The organism is Klebsiella africana, from assembly GCF_020526085.1.
In the GTDB taxonomy this organism is placed as follows: Bacteria; Pseudomonadota; Gammaproteobacteria; order Enterobacterales; family Enterobacteriaceae; genus Klebsiella; species Klebsiella africana.
This window is the reverse complement of sequence record NZ_CP084874.1, coordinates 1,907,175-1,922,964: the sequence shown is the minus strand read 5'-3', so window position 1 is coordinate 1,922,964 and position 15,790 is coordinate 1,907,175. Positions and strand designations below refer to the sequence as shown.

The 15,790-nt window shown below is 58.0% G+C and carries 15 protein-coding genes; 10 read left to right on the top strand and 5 right to left on the bottom strand.

The genetic code is table 11. The features are described from left to right. Window positions 1–26: 26 nt before the first annotated feature. The gene (tsaB, locus tag LGL98_RS09305; RefSeq protein WP_136030229.1) at window positions 27–722 is read right to left on the bottom strand and encodes a tRNA (adenosine(37)-N6)-threonylcarbamoyltransferase complex dimerization subunit type 1 TsaB; all 696 of its coding nucleotides are present in this window, start codon (window positions 720–722) and stop codon (window positions 27–29) included. Between the two features lie 145 nt (window positions 723–867). Then, the gene (yoaA, locus tag LGL98_RS09300) at window positions 868–2,778 is read right to left on the bottom strand and encodes a DNA repair helicase YoaA (protein ID WP_004175456.1); all 1,911 of its coding nucleotides are present in this window, start codon (window positions 2,776–2,778) and stop codon (window positions 868–870) included. A 131-nt stretch (window positions 2,779–2,909) separates the two neighbouring features. On the opposite strand from yoaA, the gene LGL98_RS09295 reads away from it, so the two are divergent. Then, window positions 2,910–3,254 carry a RidA family protein gene (locus LGL98_RS09295; protein ID WP_136030227.1) on the top strand — a complete coding sequence of 115 codons (345 nt, stop codon included), beginning with the start codon at window positions 2,910–2,912 and terminating at the stop codon, window positions 3,252–3,254. Here the strand turns inward: LGL98_RS09295 and LGL98_RS09290 are convergent, their stop codons facing one another. After that, on the bottom strand, window positions 3,255–3,440 hold the full coding sequence (locus tag LGL98_RS09290) for a YoaH family protein (RefSeq protein WP_025711061.1): 186 nt from the start codon (window positions 3,438–3,440) through the stop codon (window positions 3,255–3,257). Between the two features lie 88 nt (window positions 3,441–3,528). Here LGL98_RS09290 and pabB point away from each other — a divergent pair, with 88 nt between their 5' ends. The 4 genes from pabB to LGL98_RS09270 all read left to right on the top strand — a co-directional run bounded on the left by pabB (window position 3,529) and on the right by LGL98_RS09270 (window position 8,744). After that, complete coding sequence (gene pabB / locus LGL98_RS09285; protein ID WP_136030226.1) at window positions 3,529–4,884, top strand: aminodeoxychorismate synthase component 1; 1,356 nt, start codon at window positions 3,529–3,531, stop codon at window positions 4,882–4,884. 3 nt (window positions 4,885–4,887) lie between these two features. Beyond that, on the top strand, window positions 4,888–5,466 hold the full coding sequence (locus LGL98_RS09280; protein WP_136030224.1) for a CoA pyrophosphatase: 579 nt from the start codon (window positions 4,888–4,890) through the stop codon (window positions 5,464–5,466). Window positions 5,467–5,628: 162 nt separating this feature from the next. After that, window positions 5,629–6,993 carry an L-serine ammonia-lyase gene (sdaA, locus tag LGL98_RS09275; RefSeq protein WP_004151445.1) on the top strand — a complete coding sequence of 455 codons (1,365 nt, stop codon included), beginning with the start codon at window positions 5,629–5,631 and terminating at the stop codon, window positions 6,991–6,993. 179 nt (window positions 6,994–7,172) lie between these two features. Continuing rightward, window positions 7,173–8,744 carry an EAL domain-containing protein gene (locus tag LGL98_RS09270; RefSeq protein WP_136030222.1) on the top strand — a complete coding sequence of 524 codons (1,572 nt, stop codon included), beginning with the start codon at window positions 7,173–7,175 and terminating at the stop codon, window positions 8,742–8,744. 33 nt (window positions 8,745–8,777) lie between these two features. Here LGL98_RS09270 and yoaE read toward each other — a convergent pair whose 3' ends face one another. Further along, window positions 8,778–10,337, bottom strand: a complete 1,560-nt coding sequence (gene yoaE / locus LGL98_RS09265; protein WP_136030220.1) for a CNNM family cation transport protein YoaE — start codon at window positions 10,335–10,337, stop codon at window positions 8,778–8,780. A gap of 446 nt (window positions 10,338–10,783) precedes the next feature. Here yoaE and manX point away from each other — a divergent pair, with 446 nt between their 5' ends. The 5 genes from manX (at window position 10,784) to mntP (ending at window position 14,983) form a co-directional block, all read left to right on the top strand. Further along, the gene (manX, locus tag LGL98_RS09260; protein ID WP_136030218.1) at window positions 10,784–11,755 is read left to right on the top strand and encodes a PTS mannose transporter subunit IIAB; all 972 of its coding nucleotides are present in this window, start codon (window positions 10,784–10,786) and stop codon (window positions 11,753–11,755) included. A gap of 55 nt (window positions 11,756–11,810) precedes the next feature. Beyond that, window positions 11,811–12,611 (top strand): PTS mannose/fructose/sorbose transporter subunit IIC, encoded by an 801-nt coding sequence (locus LGL98_RS09255; protein WP_004203359.1) that lies wholly within the window; start codon window positions 11,811–11,813, stop codon window positions 12,609–12,611. A 12-nt stretch (window positions 12,612–12,623) separates the two neighbouring features. Further along, entirely contained in the window at window positions 12,624–13,475 is an 852-nt protein-coding gene (locus tag LGL98_RS09250) for a PTS mannose transporter subunit IID (protein WP_004145526.1), read from the top strand. 62 nt (window positions 13,476–13,537) lie between these two features. Continuing rightward, window positions 13,538–13,996 carry a DUF986 family protein gene (locus LGL98_RS09245; RefSeq protein WP_136030216.1) on the top strand — a complete coding sequence of 153 codons (459 nt, stop codon included), beginning with the start codon at window positions 13,538–13,540 and terminating at the stop codon, window positions 13,994–13,996. A 420-nt stretch (window positions 13,997–14,416) separates the two neighbouring features. After that, window positions 14,417–14,983, top strand: a complete 567-nt coding sequence (gene mntP, locus LGL98_RS09240; RefSeq protein WP_025711067.1) for a manganese efflux pump MntP — start codon at window positions 14,417–14,419, stop codon at window positions 14,981–14,983. Between the two features lie 3 nt (window positions 14,984–14,986). On the opposite strand, the gene rlmA is transcribed toward mntP, so the two are convergent. Continuing rightward, a complete protein-coding gene (gene rlmA / locus LGL98_RS09235; protein WP_136030214.1) occupies window positions 14,987–15,781 on the bottom strand; it encodes a 23S rRNA (guanine(745)-N(1))-methyltransferase in 795 nt (264 codons plus the stop codon). Window positions 15,782–15,790 lie beyond the last annotated feature (9 nt).

The following is a 15,790-nucleotide window of genomic DNA, read 5'->3' as shown; positions in this document are numbered from 1 at the left end:
TTTCTCAGTCTTGTTGTTACTGAGATTCACTCGCGGCCTGGAAGTTTCTTCCACGCCACCTCGTTTCGCAAATAAACCGGCTCCGCTTTCTCCACGGCCACGGTTTTTCCCGCCGCCAGCAGGTAACAGGCTAACGGCAGCATATCCTCCGCCGCCGGCAGTGTGATTTCGCCGCTGCTTAAGGTCAGTCCGCTCTCTTTCGCCAGATCCGGCCACGCCTGCCAGCCGGTGCCGACGGTGGCCCATTCACCGGAAAGCTGTGCCAGCCGTTCGGCTACCGCGTCCGGTTTGAGCACCGCTTCCGTCTCTTCACCATGCCAGACGCCCTGCTCGTCGCGCTGGTACTCGGCCCAGTAGACTTCGCCCATTCGCGCGTCAATGGCCGCCAGCACGCGGGTGGCGCCAGTTTTGCGCCAGGCGCCCTGCGCCATGGTGGCCAGCGTGGAAACGCCGATCATTGGCAGTTCGGCGCCCAACGCCAACCCCTGAGCGATACCGATGCCAATGCGCACGCCGGTAAAGCTGCCCGGACCTCGGCCAAAGGCCAGCGCGTCCAGCTCGCTCAGCGTGGTGCCGCTCTCGGTGAGGACCTCCTGCACCAGCGGCAGGATACGTTGGGTATGTTCGCGGGGACAAATTTCGAAATGAGCACTAAGGGTGCCATCATTCCACAGCGCCGCGGAGCAGGCCTCTGTGGCGGTATCGATAGCCAAAATTCGCATGGGTGGTCACGCTCTCGTTACATAGTTCAGGCCTTCAGGCAGCCTGTTTTCCGGCAAACGGCTAACCCGTCGCCATGCCGCCCGAAGTCTATTGGGAACCGCTAATTAACAAAATGGCGCGCAGCTTAACACATTTTAGTGCGGATTACCTTGCCGGCGGTACGGCGAGGAAGCGCACCGCCCGACGGATATCGCGGGTTCGCGGCGCCGGCGGCAGACTGGCCAGGAACACCGCGCCGTAGGGGCGCATCACCAGCCGGTTGTCGCAGATCACCAGCACCCCGCGGTCGTCGATATCGCGGATCAGGCGGCCCACCCCCTGCTTGAGGGTGATCACCGCATCCGGGAGCTGCACTTCATCGAAGGGATCCCCACCGCGCAGCCGGCAATCTTCCATCCGCGCTTTTAGCAGCGGATCGTCCGGCGAGGTGAATGGTAGCTTATCGATAATCACCAGCGACAGCGCGTCGCCGCGCACGTCGACTCCCTCCCAGAAGCTGCTGGTAGCCACCAGCAGCGCGTTGCCGGCGCTGACGAACTGCTGCAGCAGCTGACCTTTGCTGGTCTCGCCCTGCAGCAGCACCGGTAGCGTCATGGTGGCGCGGAACTGCTCAGCCAGATCGCGCATCATGGCGTGCGAGGTGCACAGCATAAAGCAGCGACCATCGTTGGCCTCGATCAGCGGCTTGAGCATCGCCGCCAGGTGTCGCGCCGCGCCGGGCTGGTTCGGCAGCGGTAGGTTGCGCGGCACGCAGAGCAGCGCCTGGTGCTGATAGTCAAAGGGACTCGGCAGCAGCAGAGTCTGCGCCTCGTCGATCCCCAGCCGGGCGGTGAAGTGGTGCAGATCGTCGTTGACCGACAGCGTCGCCGAGGTAAAGATCCAGCTCCCCGACTTCTGCGCCATCACCTCTTTAAACTTCTCGGCCACGGTCAACGGCGTCAGCGCGAGGGTAAAGTGGCGTGAGGTGCACTCATACCAATAGCTGTAGCCCGGCTGGTTGATCTCTTTCAGCCGCTTCAGACGCCCGCGATAGAGGGTGGCGCGCTCAAAAGCGGCATCGAGCAGCGCCGAGCGGCCCAGCGAAAGTTTGGCGACGTCGTAACACAGTTCAAGAGCATCATCGAGCAGCAGCAGCGCCCGCTGAATGTGGCTGTCCGCCAGCAGCTCGCGCAGATTGCCGCGGTAGCCCGGGTCTCCCAGCTGCAGGCGGAAATCCTGGGCGCTTTGCGCCAGGCGGTCGGCACATTTTTGCAGCTGTTGGGTGTCTTTCAGTTCGGTACGGTAGGCAATGGTGATGTCTTTCGCCAGGTCCAGCAGCTGGCGGCTGGAGAGCGACTGGCCAAAGTACTGACTGGCGATATCCGGCAACTGATGGGCTTCATCGAAGATCATCACTTCCGCCTCGGGGATCAGCTCGGCAAAACCGCTCTCTTTGACCACCATATCGGCCAGGAACAGGTGATGGTTGACCACCACCACGTCGGCGTCCATCGCTTTTTTACGCGCCTTCACCACGAAGCAATCTTTATACAGTGGGCAGTCGCTACCGAGACAGTTATCGTTGGTGCTGGTGACCAGCGGCCAGGCCTGAGAGTCTTCCGCCACGCTGGCGCAGGTGCTGATATCGCCATCCTGAGTTTGGTTCGACCAGGAGCGCAGGAGGATTACATCGCTGAGGGTTTGCACCGGCAGATCGCCGCCCGCCAGCGCCTGCTGCTCAAGACGTTCGAGGCACAGGTAGTTGGAGCGCCCTTTGAGCAGCGCCAGTTTACCGGTGAATTTGAGCGCTTTGGCGACGGTGGGCAGATCGCGGCTGTAGAGCTGATCCTGCAGCGCTTTCGAGCCGGTGGAGATAATCACCTTTTTTTTCGCCCGCAGCGCAGGCGCCAGGTAAGCGTAAGTTTTACCGGTTCCGGTCCCCGCTTCCACCACCAGCGGCCGGGAGGCCTCAATCGCTTCGCTCACCGCCACCGCCATCTGGCGCTGCGGTTCGCGCGGTTTAAATCCCGGTATGGCTTTGGCTAGCTGGCCGTCTGCTGCAAAATCGTCGATCACATTGCCCCCTGGTTATTTGGACAGTGATTATGTCAGGGAGGACGGCGTTTCGCCAGTCCGGGTAGTGACGCGAGCGGCACATTATGGCAGTCTTGCCGCAGCCGAATGGAATGCTCAAAGAGGAAAAAGAAATGACAATTACCCGTATTGATGCCGAAGCCCGTTGGTCAGACGTGGTGATCCACAACCAGACCCTGTACTACACCGGCGTGCCGGCAAATCTCGAAGCCGACGCCTTCGAGCAGACCGCCAACACCCTGGCGCAGATTGACGCGGTGCTGGAAAAACAGGGCAGCGACAAGTCACGCATTCTTGACGCTACCATTTTCCTCGCCGACAAAAACGACTTTGCGGCAATGAATAAAGCCTGGGACGCGTGGGTGGTGGCTGGTCACGCCCCGGTGCGCTGCACGGTGGAAGCGACGCTGATGAACCCGCAGTATAAAGTTGAGATCAAAATTATCGCCGCGGTGTAATTACTCGTCTTCGTCTTCATCTTCAAAGCGCGCGACGATCTGCTCGCCGGTATGCGTTGCGCGCAGCTCTTCCGCCACCAGGGCAATCGCCTGGCCGCTGCTCATCCCCTGGGCCATTAGCTCATGGATACGTTCGACCGCTTTTTGCTGTTGCTCGTGGCTCAGCGAAGGTAAACCTGCAAACATCTTTTACTCCTGCTACATTGTGGGGCGTAATTATTTCACGCCGTCCCCGCCTACGCCAGAGGGGCGGCATCGTTCAGGATCGAGAAAGATGTTGTCCCCCGCGATTATTAGCCTGCCCTGGCGCCCGGATGCCGCCGAACACTATTTTACGCCGTTAAGCGCCCTGCCCTGGGCGATGCTACTGCATTCCGGCTTTGCCGACCATCCGCATAACCGCTTTGATATTCTGGTGGCGGCTCCGCGCGCCACGCTGCTGACGCACGGTGAACAGACGTGGGTCGACGACGGCGAAACCGTTGTTGTCTCAACGGAAGATCCGCTGCAACTGCTTCAACAGCAGTTGGATCGTCAGCCGTTCACGCCGCAGCCCCATGACGATCTGCCGTTTCTCGGCGGCGCGCTGGGATTATTCGGTTACGATCTGGGCCGCCGCTTTGAGCATCTCCCTTCGCACGCGCAGGCCGATATCGCGCTGCCGGATATGGCGGTGGGGATCTATGACTGGGCGCTGGTCGTCGACCACCAGCGTCAGCAAATTTCACTGCTCAGCTATGACGATCCGCAGCAGCGCCTGCAGTGGCTGCAGGCACAATCACGTCCGGCGATGATACCTTTCGCCCTGACCTCTGCCTGGCAGTCAAATATGAACCGCCAGCAGTACGGCGAGAAATTTCGCCAGGTGCAGGCCTATCTGCACAGCGGCGACTGCTATCAGGTCAACCTCGCTCAGCGTTTTCAGGCCAACTACGTCGGTGATGAATGGCAGGCTTTCCGCCAGCTGAATACCGCCAACCGCGCCCCCTTTAGCGCTTTTATTCGCCTCGAGGAAGGGGCGATTTTAAGCCTGTCGCCGGAGCGCTTTATTCAGCTGCGCCAGGGGGAAGTCCAGACGCGCCCGATAAAAGGCACCCTGCCGCGGCTTGATTCACCGCAGGATGATGCGCAGCAGGCTGAGAAGCTGGCAAATTCGCCGAAAGATCGCGCCGAGAATTTAATGATTGTCGACCTGATGCGCAACGACATCGGCCGCGTCGCCGTCCCGGGCAGCGTGCGGGTCCCCGAGCTGTTCGTGGTGGAGCCGTTCCCGGCGGTCCATCATCTGGTCAGTACCATCACCGCCCGCTTACCGGCAACGCTGCACGCCAGCGACCTGCTGCGCGCCGCCTTTCCCGGCGGCTCGATCACCGGCGCCCCGAAAGTGCGGGCGATGGAGATTATCGATGAACTGGAGCCCCAGCGACGCAACGCCTGGTGCGGGAGCATCGGCTATCTGAGCTATTGCGGCAATATGGATACCAGCATCACCATTCGCACCCTGACGGCCTGGCAGGGGCAGCTATACTGCTCCGCTGGCGGTGGAATTGTGGCGGATAGCGATGAAGCGGCGGAATATCAGGAAACTTTTGATAAAGTTAATCGTATCCTGCACCAACTGGAGAACTAAACCATGGCGGACCACGCCCTCAATCTGGATGATTTTCTGTCCCGCTTCCAGCTGCTGCGCCCTCAGCCTTCGCGCCATGCGCTCAATCAGCGACAGGCGGCGGTGCTGGTGCCGATCGTGCGCCGGCCGCAGCCCGGCCTGCTGCTGACCCAGCGTTCGCCGCTGCTGCGCAAGCACGCCGGCCAGGTCGCCTTTCCCGGCGGCGCGGTAGATAATACCGATGCGACGCTTATCGCTGCCGCCCTGCGCGAAGCCCAGGAAGAAGTGGCGATCCCGCCGGAGTCGGTCGAGGTGATCGGCGTCCTGCCGCCGGTGGACAGCGTCACCGGATTTCAGGTGACGCCGGTGGTGGGCATTATTCCTCCGGATCTGCACTATCACGCCAGTCAGGACGAAGTCGCCGCAGTATTTGAAATGCCGCTCGCTGAAGCTCTGCGCCTCGGGCGCTACCATCCGCTTGATATTCACCGCCGGGGCAACGACCACCGCGTCTGGCTCTCCTGGTACCAGCATTATTTTGTCTGGGGAATGACCGCCGGGATCATTCGCGAGCTGGCGCTGCAGATAGGCGCGCGACCTTAGCTATACTGATTATGAGAGGGCGCTCTCACTATTAGTAAAATCGCGGTTATCCATTAGTTTAATTCATGTGAATAGTTGAACTGACAGGGCGCTTCCCTCTTACACTATGCGCAGTTATTACATCGTTACCGCATCCGCGGTAACCCTGTCAGGAGTATTATCGTGATTAGTCTATTCGACATGTTCAAGGTGGGGATTGGTCCCTCATCTTCCCACACTGTTGGCCCGATGAAGGCCGGTAAACAGTTCGTCGATGACCTGGTCGAAAAAGGATTGCTTAATGCAGTGACCCGTGTGGCGGTTGACGTCTACGGTTCGCTGTCATTAACCGGCAAAGGCCACCATACGGACATCGCCATTATCATGGGGCTGGCGGGCAATCAGCCCGATACGGTCGATATTGATGCGATTCCGGCATTTATCCGTGACGTCGAGGCACGCGGCCGACTGCTGCTGGCCAACGGCCAGCACGAGGTCGACTTCCCGGCGGATGACGGCATGCGTTTTCGCAGCGACAACCTGCCGCTGCACGAAAACGGCATGACCATTCATGCCTGGGCCGGCGAGAAAGAGATCTACTGCAAGACCTATTACTCGATTGGCGGCGGCTTTATCGTCGATGAAGAGCATTTCGGCAAAGAAAACGCCAACGAATTGCAGGTGCCCTACCCGTTTAAATCGGCGCAGGAAATGCTGGCGTACTGTAAAGAGACCGGCCTGTCGCTCTCCGGGATGGTGATGCAGAACGAGCTGGCGCTGCACAGCAAAAAAGAGATCGAGGACTATTTCGCCAACGTCTGGCAGACCATGCGCGCCTGTATCGACCGCGGGATGAACACCGAAGGCGTGCTGCCTGGTCCGCTACGCGTCCCGCGTCGCGCCTCGGCGCTGCGTCGTCTGCTGGTGGCCAGCGATAAGCTCTCCAGCGATCCGATGAACGTCGTTGACTGGGTCAATATGTTCGCACTGGCGGTCAATGAAGAGAACGCCGCCGGCGGTCGCGTGGTGACCGCGCCGACCAACGGCGCCTGCGGCATCGTTCCGGCGGTACTCGCCTATTACGATCACTTTATCGAGTCCGTCAGCCCGGAGATCTATATCCGCTACTTTATGGCCTGTGGGGCGATCGGCGCGCTGTACAAGATGAATGCCTCCATTTCCGGCGCCGAAGTCGGTTGTCAGGGCGAGGTGGGCGTCGCCTGCTCGATGGCGGCGGCGGGTCTGGCTGAACTGCTCGGCGCCAGCCCGGAACAGGTTTGCGTGGCGGCGGAGATCGGCATGGAACACAACCTCGGCCTGACCTGCGACCCGGTCGCCGGCCAGGTGCAGGTGCCATGCATTGAACGTAACGCCATCGCCTCCGTCAAGGCAATCAACGCCGCGCGAATGGCGATGCGCCGTACCAGCGAACCGCGCGTCTCGCTCGACAAAGTGATCGAGACCATGTACGAAACCGGTAAAGACATGAACGCCAAGTACCGCGAAACCTCCCGCGGCGGCCTGGCGATTAAAGTTCAGTGTGACTAAACTGTTTGCCTGCCCCCGCCACCTGTCGGGGTGCAGGCGCAGCACCAGGCTTCCAGCCTTCCTGATGCGCCCTCAGTGGCGCATTTTCTTTTTTCTATACCTGACGATATTCTGCCACTACAATTGCTCTATTAAATAAGCCACGCTTAACCACTCGTCCTGTCGACAGGGTGTCGCACATGCAGACTGCACAAAAAGTCATTACGGCCTATCGTCGCAAACGCATTATTGTCTGCCTGCTGGTAGCCCTTGTAACCCTGGGCGCCACCTTAGCCATTCGATTTATTTCGCAGCGTAGCGTAAATGAAGACGCTATTCGTACTGCCGCCAGCCAACGGGTGGCGGCGCTCAATAACATCCTGCGTCCGCTGAGCGCCCAGCGACCCCCTCTACTTCTTCTGGTGGGCAAACCCTGTCCGGATATCCATCTGGCGCTGCGCAAAATGGCTGCCTCGTTGCAAACCGTTCGTTCCGTTGTCCTCGTGACATCAGGTATCGTTTATTGTTCCAGTATTTTTGGTCCGCGACAGGCGGACTTACATCGCCTGCAGCCCGCGCTTCCTGCGCCCCGCGCTCTGCTGCTCTTTTCGAACGACAGCTCCTTGCTCAAAGGCTCACCGGTGCTGATCCAGTGGTATCCAGCCTCGGAGAGCGGCCTGGATGGTGCGATGCTGGTGGTGAATATCGAGCTGCTGGGCACCTTAATTCTTAATGAAAAATCAGCCTTAATCAGCGACGTTAGCCTGCAGGTTGGCGATCGTTATTTTAGCAGCAGCCATGGACTTCTTGATAAAGCCCATGCCCCGCCGGGAACGGTGATTTATCGCCAGCGCTCTACTGAGTTTCCTTTTACCGTCAACATCACCGGACCCGGCGCCACGGCTATTGCCCTTGAGGAGCTGCCCGGTGAGCTGCCGCTGGCGCTCATCTTCAGCCTGTTAATGACCGGCATTGCCTGGCTGGCGACCGCGGGCAGAATGAGTTTCTCGCGGGAAATAAGCCTTGGCATTTCGGCCAGAGAGTTTGCCCTCTGGTGTCAGCCACTGCAGGATGCGCGCAGCGGCCGCTGCTGCGGGGTGGAGATCCTCCTGCGCTGGAATAACCCGCGCCGCGGGGCGATTTCGCCGGAGGTGTTTATTCCCATCGCTGAAGGGAGCAATCTCATCATTCCCCTCACCCGCTATGTCATTGCCGAAACCGCGCGCCGTCTGGACGTTTTTCCCAGCGACCGCCATTTTCATATCGCGATCAATGTCGCTGCCCGCCACTTTGCCAACGGTTTACTGCTGCGCGACCTGCATAATTACTGGTTCAGCGTGCAGCCAGTGCAGCAGCTGGTGGTCGAGCTAACCGAGCGCGATGTCCTGCAGGATGGCGACCAGCATATGGCGGAACACTTGCATTTCAAAGGGGTACAGCTGGCTATTGATGATTTTGGCACCGGCAACAGTTCGCTATCGTGGCTGGAAAAGCTGCGCCCGGACGTCCTGAAGATCGACCGCTCGTTCACCAGCTCGGTCGGCATAGACAGCGTGAATGCGACGGTGACAGATATTATTATCGCCCTCGCCAACCGCCTGAATATTGTTACCGTTGCCGAAGGGGTGGAGACGCTGGAGCAGGAAAGCTACCTGCGTAGGCACGGCGTCGATGTGCTACAGGGGTTTTATTACGCCAGGCCGATGCCAGTGGAGGCTTTTCCGGCATGGCTGGCCAGCAGAGAGCCGACAGAGAGGGTGACGGTAGAATAACTCGCCGGCCGCAGGGGCCGGCGAACCAGGCGATTACTCTTCTTCGTCGCTCGGCGGGCGGGTAACCACCGCGCGAACCAGATCGACCCGGTAATCATTCGCTTCCACCACAGTAAACTGTAGCGGCGGGAGCGACACGACATCGCCGATGCGCGGGATATGGCCATTGGCGGAGATCACCAGCCCGGCAACCGTCGCAATATCCTCATCGTCATTAATCAACGGATCCAGCCCCAGCGCCTGCTGTAGCGCATGCAGGTCGGTTGACCCTTTGATCAGCCAGCCGTCACCATCGATGACAATCTCCGGTGTCTCATCCGCGTCCGGGAACTCGCCAGCGATGGCTTCAAGGACGTCCAGCGGCGTGACCAGCCCCTGTACCACGCCAAATTCATTGGTCACGATGACGAAGCTGCCGCGCGCGCGGCGCAAAACGCCGAGGAGATTGATCGGATCCAGCGTTTCCGGGACGACAATTGCCGGGGAGGCGGAGGCCAGCGCCGCGACGTTTTCGCCCGATTCCAGCGCCACCAGCATCTCTTTCGCCCGCACGATACCGATGATTTCGTCCAGCTCGCCGCGGCAGACCGGGAACAGGCTGTGCGGCGAGGACAGTAGCTGACGACGAATTTCCTCTTCACTCTGCTCAGCGTCGACCCAGCTGATTTCTCCACGCGAGGTCATGATGCTGCGCAGGGAGCGCTGGGCCAGCGTCAGCACGCCGTTAATCATGTAACGCTCTTCTTCCGCAAAGGCGCCTTCCGGTACCGGCACCGCCGCCGGGCTGTCGGCGTCATGGCTGACGGAGGCCTGTTTACGGCCGCCCATCAGGCGCAGGATGGCATCCGCGGTACGGGCACGCAGCGGCAGCGTCGACTGGTGGCGAACAAAGTTGCGACGTGCGACCTGGTTAAAGAACTCGATAATGATCGAGAAACCGATCGCCGCATACAGGTACCCCTTCGGAATATGGAAGCCAAACCCTTCCGCCACCAGACTCAGGCCGATCATCAACAAGAAGCTCAGACAGAGTACGACCACCGTCGGGTGCTGGTTGACAAAGCGCGTCAACGGCTTGGAGGCCAGCAGCATCATGATCATCGCGATCACCACCGCCGCCATCATTACCGGCAGATGGTTTACCATACCGACCGCCGTGATCACCGCATCCAGAGAGAAGACGGCGTCCAGCACCACGATCTGCAGCACCACCACCCAGAAGCTGGCATAGCCTTTCCCGTGCCCGGCATCGTGCTGGCGGTTTTCCAGCCGCTCGTGCAGCTCGGTTGTCGCCTTAAATAGCAAGAAGATCCCGCCGAGCAGCATGATGAGATCGCGCCCGGAAAAGGAGAAATCGGCGATGGTTATCAACGGTTTTGTCAGGGTCACCATCCAGGAGATCACTGACAGCAGCCCCAGGCGCATCACCAGTGCCAGCGACAGGCCGATCAGTCGGGCCTTGTCACGCTGCTTTGGTGGCAGTTTGTCCGCCAGGATGGCAATAAACACCAGGTTGTCGATACCGAGCACAATTTCCAGAACGATAAGCGTCAACAGGCCGGCCCAGATTGAGGGATCCATTAACAATTCCATGTGCGACTCCGGTTAGCGACAAGGTCAGTCATCGCCATGTCATGCATGGACGCGACAATAGGTGCTGAATGAAAAGCGTGATGCGTGGAGGTGGCAACCAGGTGCCAGAAAGTGAAAAGACGTCGATGACGGTCCATACTGCGGGCTATGCCCTATACTCCTGAGTAATTAAACGGAAGTTAAACATAGCAAAATATAGATTGAAAATGGAAAAAATTTACCTGAATTTGCAATAACTAAGGCTATTTTTTGTGCTGCAAAATAATTAGCAGGCGATGCCTGATTAACGGATCTTCATCACATTAATTATTTTTTCACTGTCTAAAATAATTCGCGGTAGTAACTATTTTCTATCTTACACCCTAACTGAATCGATTTTGTCCTCAAGAGTGATTCAGGATGTATCAAAGCAGATGATGCATTCACGATAATAAAGGAGGTAGCAAGTGACGATTGCTATTGTAATAGGCACACATGGTTGGGCTGCAGAACAGCTGCTGAAGACCGCAGAGATGCTGTTGGGCGAGCAGGAAAACGTAGGCTGGATCGATTTCGTTCCGGGTGAAAACGCCGAAACGCTGATCGAAAAATATAATGCCCAGTTAGCAAAACTGGATACCAGTAAAGGCGTGCTGTTTCTCGTCGATACATGGGGAGGCAGTCCGTTCAACGCTGCAAGCCGCATTGTCGTCGATAAAGAGCATTACGAAGTCATCGCCGGGGTTAACATCCCAATGCTGGTGGAAACCTTCATGGCCCGCGATGACGATCCTTCCTTCGATGAACTGGTCGCCTTAGCGGTAGAGACCGGCAGCGAAGGTGTGAAGGCGCTGAAGGCCAAACCGGTGGAGAAAGCGGCTCCCGCGCCCGCTGCGGCTGCAGCACCCAAAGCCGCCGTTCCAGCCAAACCGATGGGCCCGAACGACTACATGGTGATTGGTCTCGCGCGTATTGACGACCGTCTGATCCATGGTCAGGTCGCCACTCGCTGGACCAAAGAAACCAACGTCACTCGCATCATCGTCGTCAGCGACGAAGTCGCCGCGGATACCGTGCGCAAAACCCTGCTGACCCAGGTGGCACCGCCGGGCGTCACCGCCCACGTGGTCGACGTTGCCAAAATGATCCGCGTCTATAACAACCCAATGTACGCCGGGCAGCGCGTCATGCTGCTGTTTACCAACCCGACCGACGTTGAGCGTATCGTCGAGGGCGGCGTGAAAATCACCAGCGTCAACATCGGCGGTATGGCGTTCCGCCAGGGGAAAACCCAGGTTAACAACGCGATTTCGGTCGATGCCAAAGATATTGAGGCGTTTAAAAAGCTGAACGCACGCGGTATCGAGCTGGAGGCACGTAAAGTGTCCACCGACCCGAAACTGAAAATGATGGATCTGATCGCCAAGGTTGATAAATAACCTGCCGGTCGTGCCCCAGTTTTCACTTTAAGACTTAATCAACAGGAGAAGTACAATGGAGATTACCCTTCTTCAGATTGTGCTGGTGTTCATCGTCGCGTGTATTGCGGGTATGGAGTCGGTACTTGATGAATTTCAGTTCCACCGACCTCTGGTCGCCTGTACGCTGATTGGCGCCGTTCTCGGCGATATGAAAACCGGTATTATCATCGGCGGTACGCTGGAGATGATCGCCCTGGGCTGGATGAACATCGGTGCGGCGGTTGCCCCTGATGCCGCGCTGGCGTCCATTATTTCCACCGTTCTGGTTATTGCCGGCCATCAGAGCATCGGCGCCGGTATCGCACTGGCTATCCCGCTGGCGGCAGCCGGCCAGGTACTGACCATTATCGTGCGTACCATCACCGTTGCCTTCCAGCACGCGGCGGATAAAGCGGCGGAGAATGGCAACCTCACCGCTCTGTCGTGGCTGCACGTCTCGTCCCTGTTCCTGCAGGCAATGCGTATCGCTATCCCGGCCGTTATCGTGGCGATCTCCGTCGGTACCAGCGAAGTCCAGGGCTTGCTGAACGCAATTCCTGAAGTAGTCACCAGCGGTCTGAACATCGCTGGCGGTATGATCGTGGTTGTTGGTTATGCGATGGTCATCAACATGATGCGCGCAGGCTACCTGATGCCGTTCTTCTACCTCGGCTTCGTCACCGCCGCTTTCACCAACTTCAACCTGGTAGCCCTGGGTGTGATTGGTGCGGTCATGGCTATCCTCTACATCCAGCTGAGCCCGAAATATAACCGCGTCGCGGGTGCCCCGGCTCAGGCGGCTGGCAACAACGATCTCGATAACGAACTGGACTAACAGGTGAGCGAAATGGTTGATATGACTAAAAATACCACCGAGAAAAAACTCACTCAGAGTGATATTCGTGGCGTGTTCATTCGTTCTAACCTGTTCCAGGGTTCATGGAACTTCGAACGTATGCAGGCGCTGGGCTTCTGCTTCTCCATGGTTCCGGCTATTCGCCGTCTGTACCCGGAGAACAACGATGCGCGTAAGCAGGCGATTAAGCGTCACCTTGAGTTCTTTAACACCCACCCTTACGTTGCCGCCCCGGTACTGGGCGTCACGCTGGCGATGGAAGAGCAGCGCGCCAACGGCGCAGAGATTGACGATGGTGCCATCAACGGTATCAAAGTCGGCCTGATGGGGCCGCTGGCCGGCGTCGGCGACCCGATCTTCTGGGGTACCGTGCGTCCCGTGTTCGCGGCCTTAGGCGCTGGGATCGCGATGAGCGGTAGCCTGCTCGGTCCTCTGCTGTTCTTTATCCTGTTCAACGCGGTGCGTCTGCTAACCCGTTACTACGGCGTCGCCTACGGTTACCGCAAAGGCGTGGACATCGTTAAAGATATGGGCGGCGGCTTCCTGCAGAAACTGACAGAGGGGGCGTCAATCCTCGGCCTGTTTGTCATGGGGGCGCTGGTTAACAAGTGGACGCACGTAAACATTCCGATGGTGGTGTCAAAGATCACCGGCTCTGACGGCCAGGTTCACGTCACCACCGTGCAGACCATCCTTGACCAGCTGATGCCGGGCCTGGTGCCGCTGCTGTTGACCTTCGCCTGTATGTGGCTGCTGCGTAAGAAAGTTAACCCGCTGTGGATCATCGTTGGCTTCTTCGTCATCGGTATCGCCGGCTACGCGGTCGGCCTGCTGGGTCTGTAATTTCCACGCTGTACGCCGGGGGCTTGCCCCCGGCTTTTTTTTATCAGGAGAAACGCAAAGCAATGACCTTCACGGACCTGGTGATCATCCTGTTTATCCTTGCGCTACTGGCCTACGCTGTGTACGACCAATTTATTATGCCGAGGCGCAACGGCCCGGTGCTGCTGGCGGTCCCCCTGCTTCGCCGCAGCCGGGTTGACGGCATGATCTTTGTCGGCCTCATTGCCATTCTGATCTATAACAACATTACCCAGCATGGCACGCTCCTCACCACCTGGCTATTATCTGCGCTGGCGCTGATGGGTTTCTATTTATTCTGGATCCGCACACCGAAAATCATTTTTAAACCGCGTGGATTTTTCTTCGCCAACGTGTGGATAGAATATCAACGGATTAAAGAGATGAATTTATCCGAAGACGGCGTACTGGTGATGCAATTAGAGCAACGGCGGCTGCTGATACGCGTACGAAATATCGACGATCTGGAGAAAATTTACAAACTTCTCGTTTCAACTCAATAGGTTAAAAATATAGCCAGCGCTATATTTTTCTGATTTTTTTCTGCGGGGAATTATATAGCTTTGGCTATATTCCCCATCCATCTTCATCCATTTTATTAACTATTAATTTACTTATAAATTCAAATGAAAATCGTTATCATTTGGTTATTAAAATAGCCGTCTTCTGTTATTGTTTTATATTCTAAAAATATGTTAAGGTTGCGCCCGTCGTTGGGGAGTAGCCAATTTCCTGCCCGCCAGGAAATGTACGTGTCAACATACTCGTTGCAAAACGTGGCACGTACGGGTTGAAGTGTTTCAATCAGGCGAGACCATAGATACATCACTGCTGTACGTATTGCTCAGCCATTGAGCGGCTCCGCGTATGTTTACTGGGGGCAGCGATGTGTCATATGGATTATCCCCGGTCAGGACACGCATATGAATTTATCCGCTACCATTCTTCTCGCTTTCGGCATGTCCATGGACGCCTTCGCGGCCTCTATCGGCAAAGGCGCCACCCTGCATAAACCCAAATTCTCAGAAGCTGTACGCACCGGGCTGATTTTTGGCGTCATTGAAACCCTGACCCCGCTGGTCGGCTGGGGTCTCGGCATGCTGGCCAGCCAGTTTGTCCTCGAGTGGAATCACTGGATTGCCTTTATTCTGCTGGTGTTTCTCGGCGGTAGAATGATCGTCGAAGGTTTCCGTGGCGACAGCGACGAGGCATGCGAGGCGCCCCGCCGCCATGGCTTCTGGTTACTGGTCACCACCGCCTTTGCCACCAGCCTCGACGCTATGGCCGTCGGCGTCGGTCTGGCCTTTCTGCAGGTCAGCATCGTGACCACCGCGCTGGCGATCGGCTGCGCGACGTTTCTTATGTCAACGCTGGGGATTATGGTTGGCCGCTTTATTGGCCCGCTGTTGGGTAAACGGGCCGAAATCCTCGGCGGTATTGTGCTGATTGGCATCGGCAGTGAAATCCTCTGGAGCCATTTCGCCGGTTAAGCCTTACACCTCTCGCTGCCAGCAATGGATCATGAAATCGGTCTGGCAGCCAAACGTCTCCTGCTGACGCAGCGCGGCGTGCACCTCGGGCTTGGCCCGCCATGCGAACGGCGTCATCTGCAGTAGCGCCTGCGCTTCATCACCGGTCAGCGTCATAGGATAGGCCAGTTGCTCCTGTGCCTCCAGGCGGAACCCCGGCATCGCTTCCGTCTTCAGCTCATGCAGGCGAACTTCATCGTAAATCAGCCCTTTCAGCTCCAGTAAGTGGCGGGGACCCGGCGTGGCGGTGATCACCCAACCGCCGGGACGCACCACCCGCGCCAGTTCATCGGCGTTGCAGGGCGCGTAAATGCGTACTACCGCGTCGAAGCTAGCGTCGGAAAACGGCAGCCGCTGGCTGGAGGCCACGCAGAAATTCACCTGCGGGTAGCGTTTTGCCGCCGCGCGGATCGCCGGCTTCGATACATCCAGGCCCCAGCTGCGGCCGGCGATGGCGGCAAACGCGTGGGTGTAATATCCTTCGCCACAGCCTATATCCAGTAAGTCCGCCGGGGCGTAGTGCCGCAGCCGTTCAGCGATCGCGTCTCGGAGAGGCTGGTAATGCCCGGCGTCAAGAAACGCCCGGCGAGCCTGCATCATCTCGGCGCTGTCGCCAGGATCGCGCGACCTTTTGAACTGTACCGGGAGCAGATTAACGTACCCCTCTTTCGCCAGGTCGAACTGGTGCCGCTGTGGGCAGGAATAGTGATGGTCGCTAAGGCTGAGCGGCGCGTGGCAAAGGGGGCAACTGTATGACATGACGGCTCC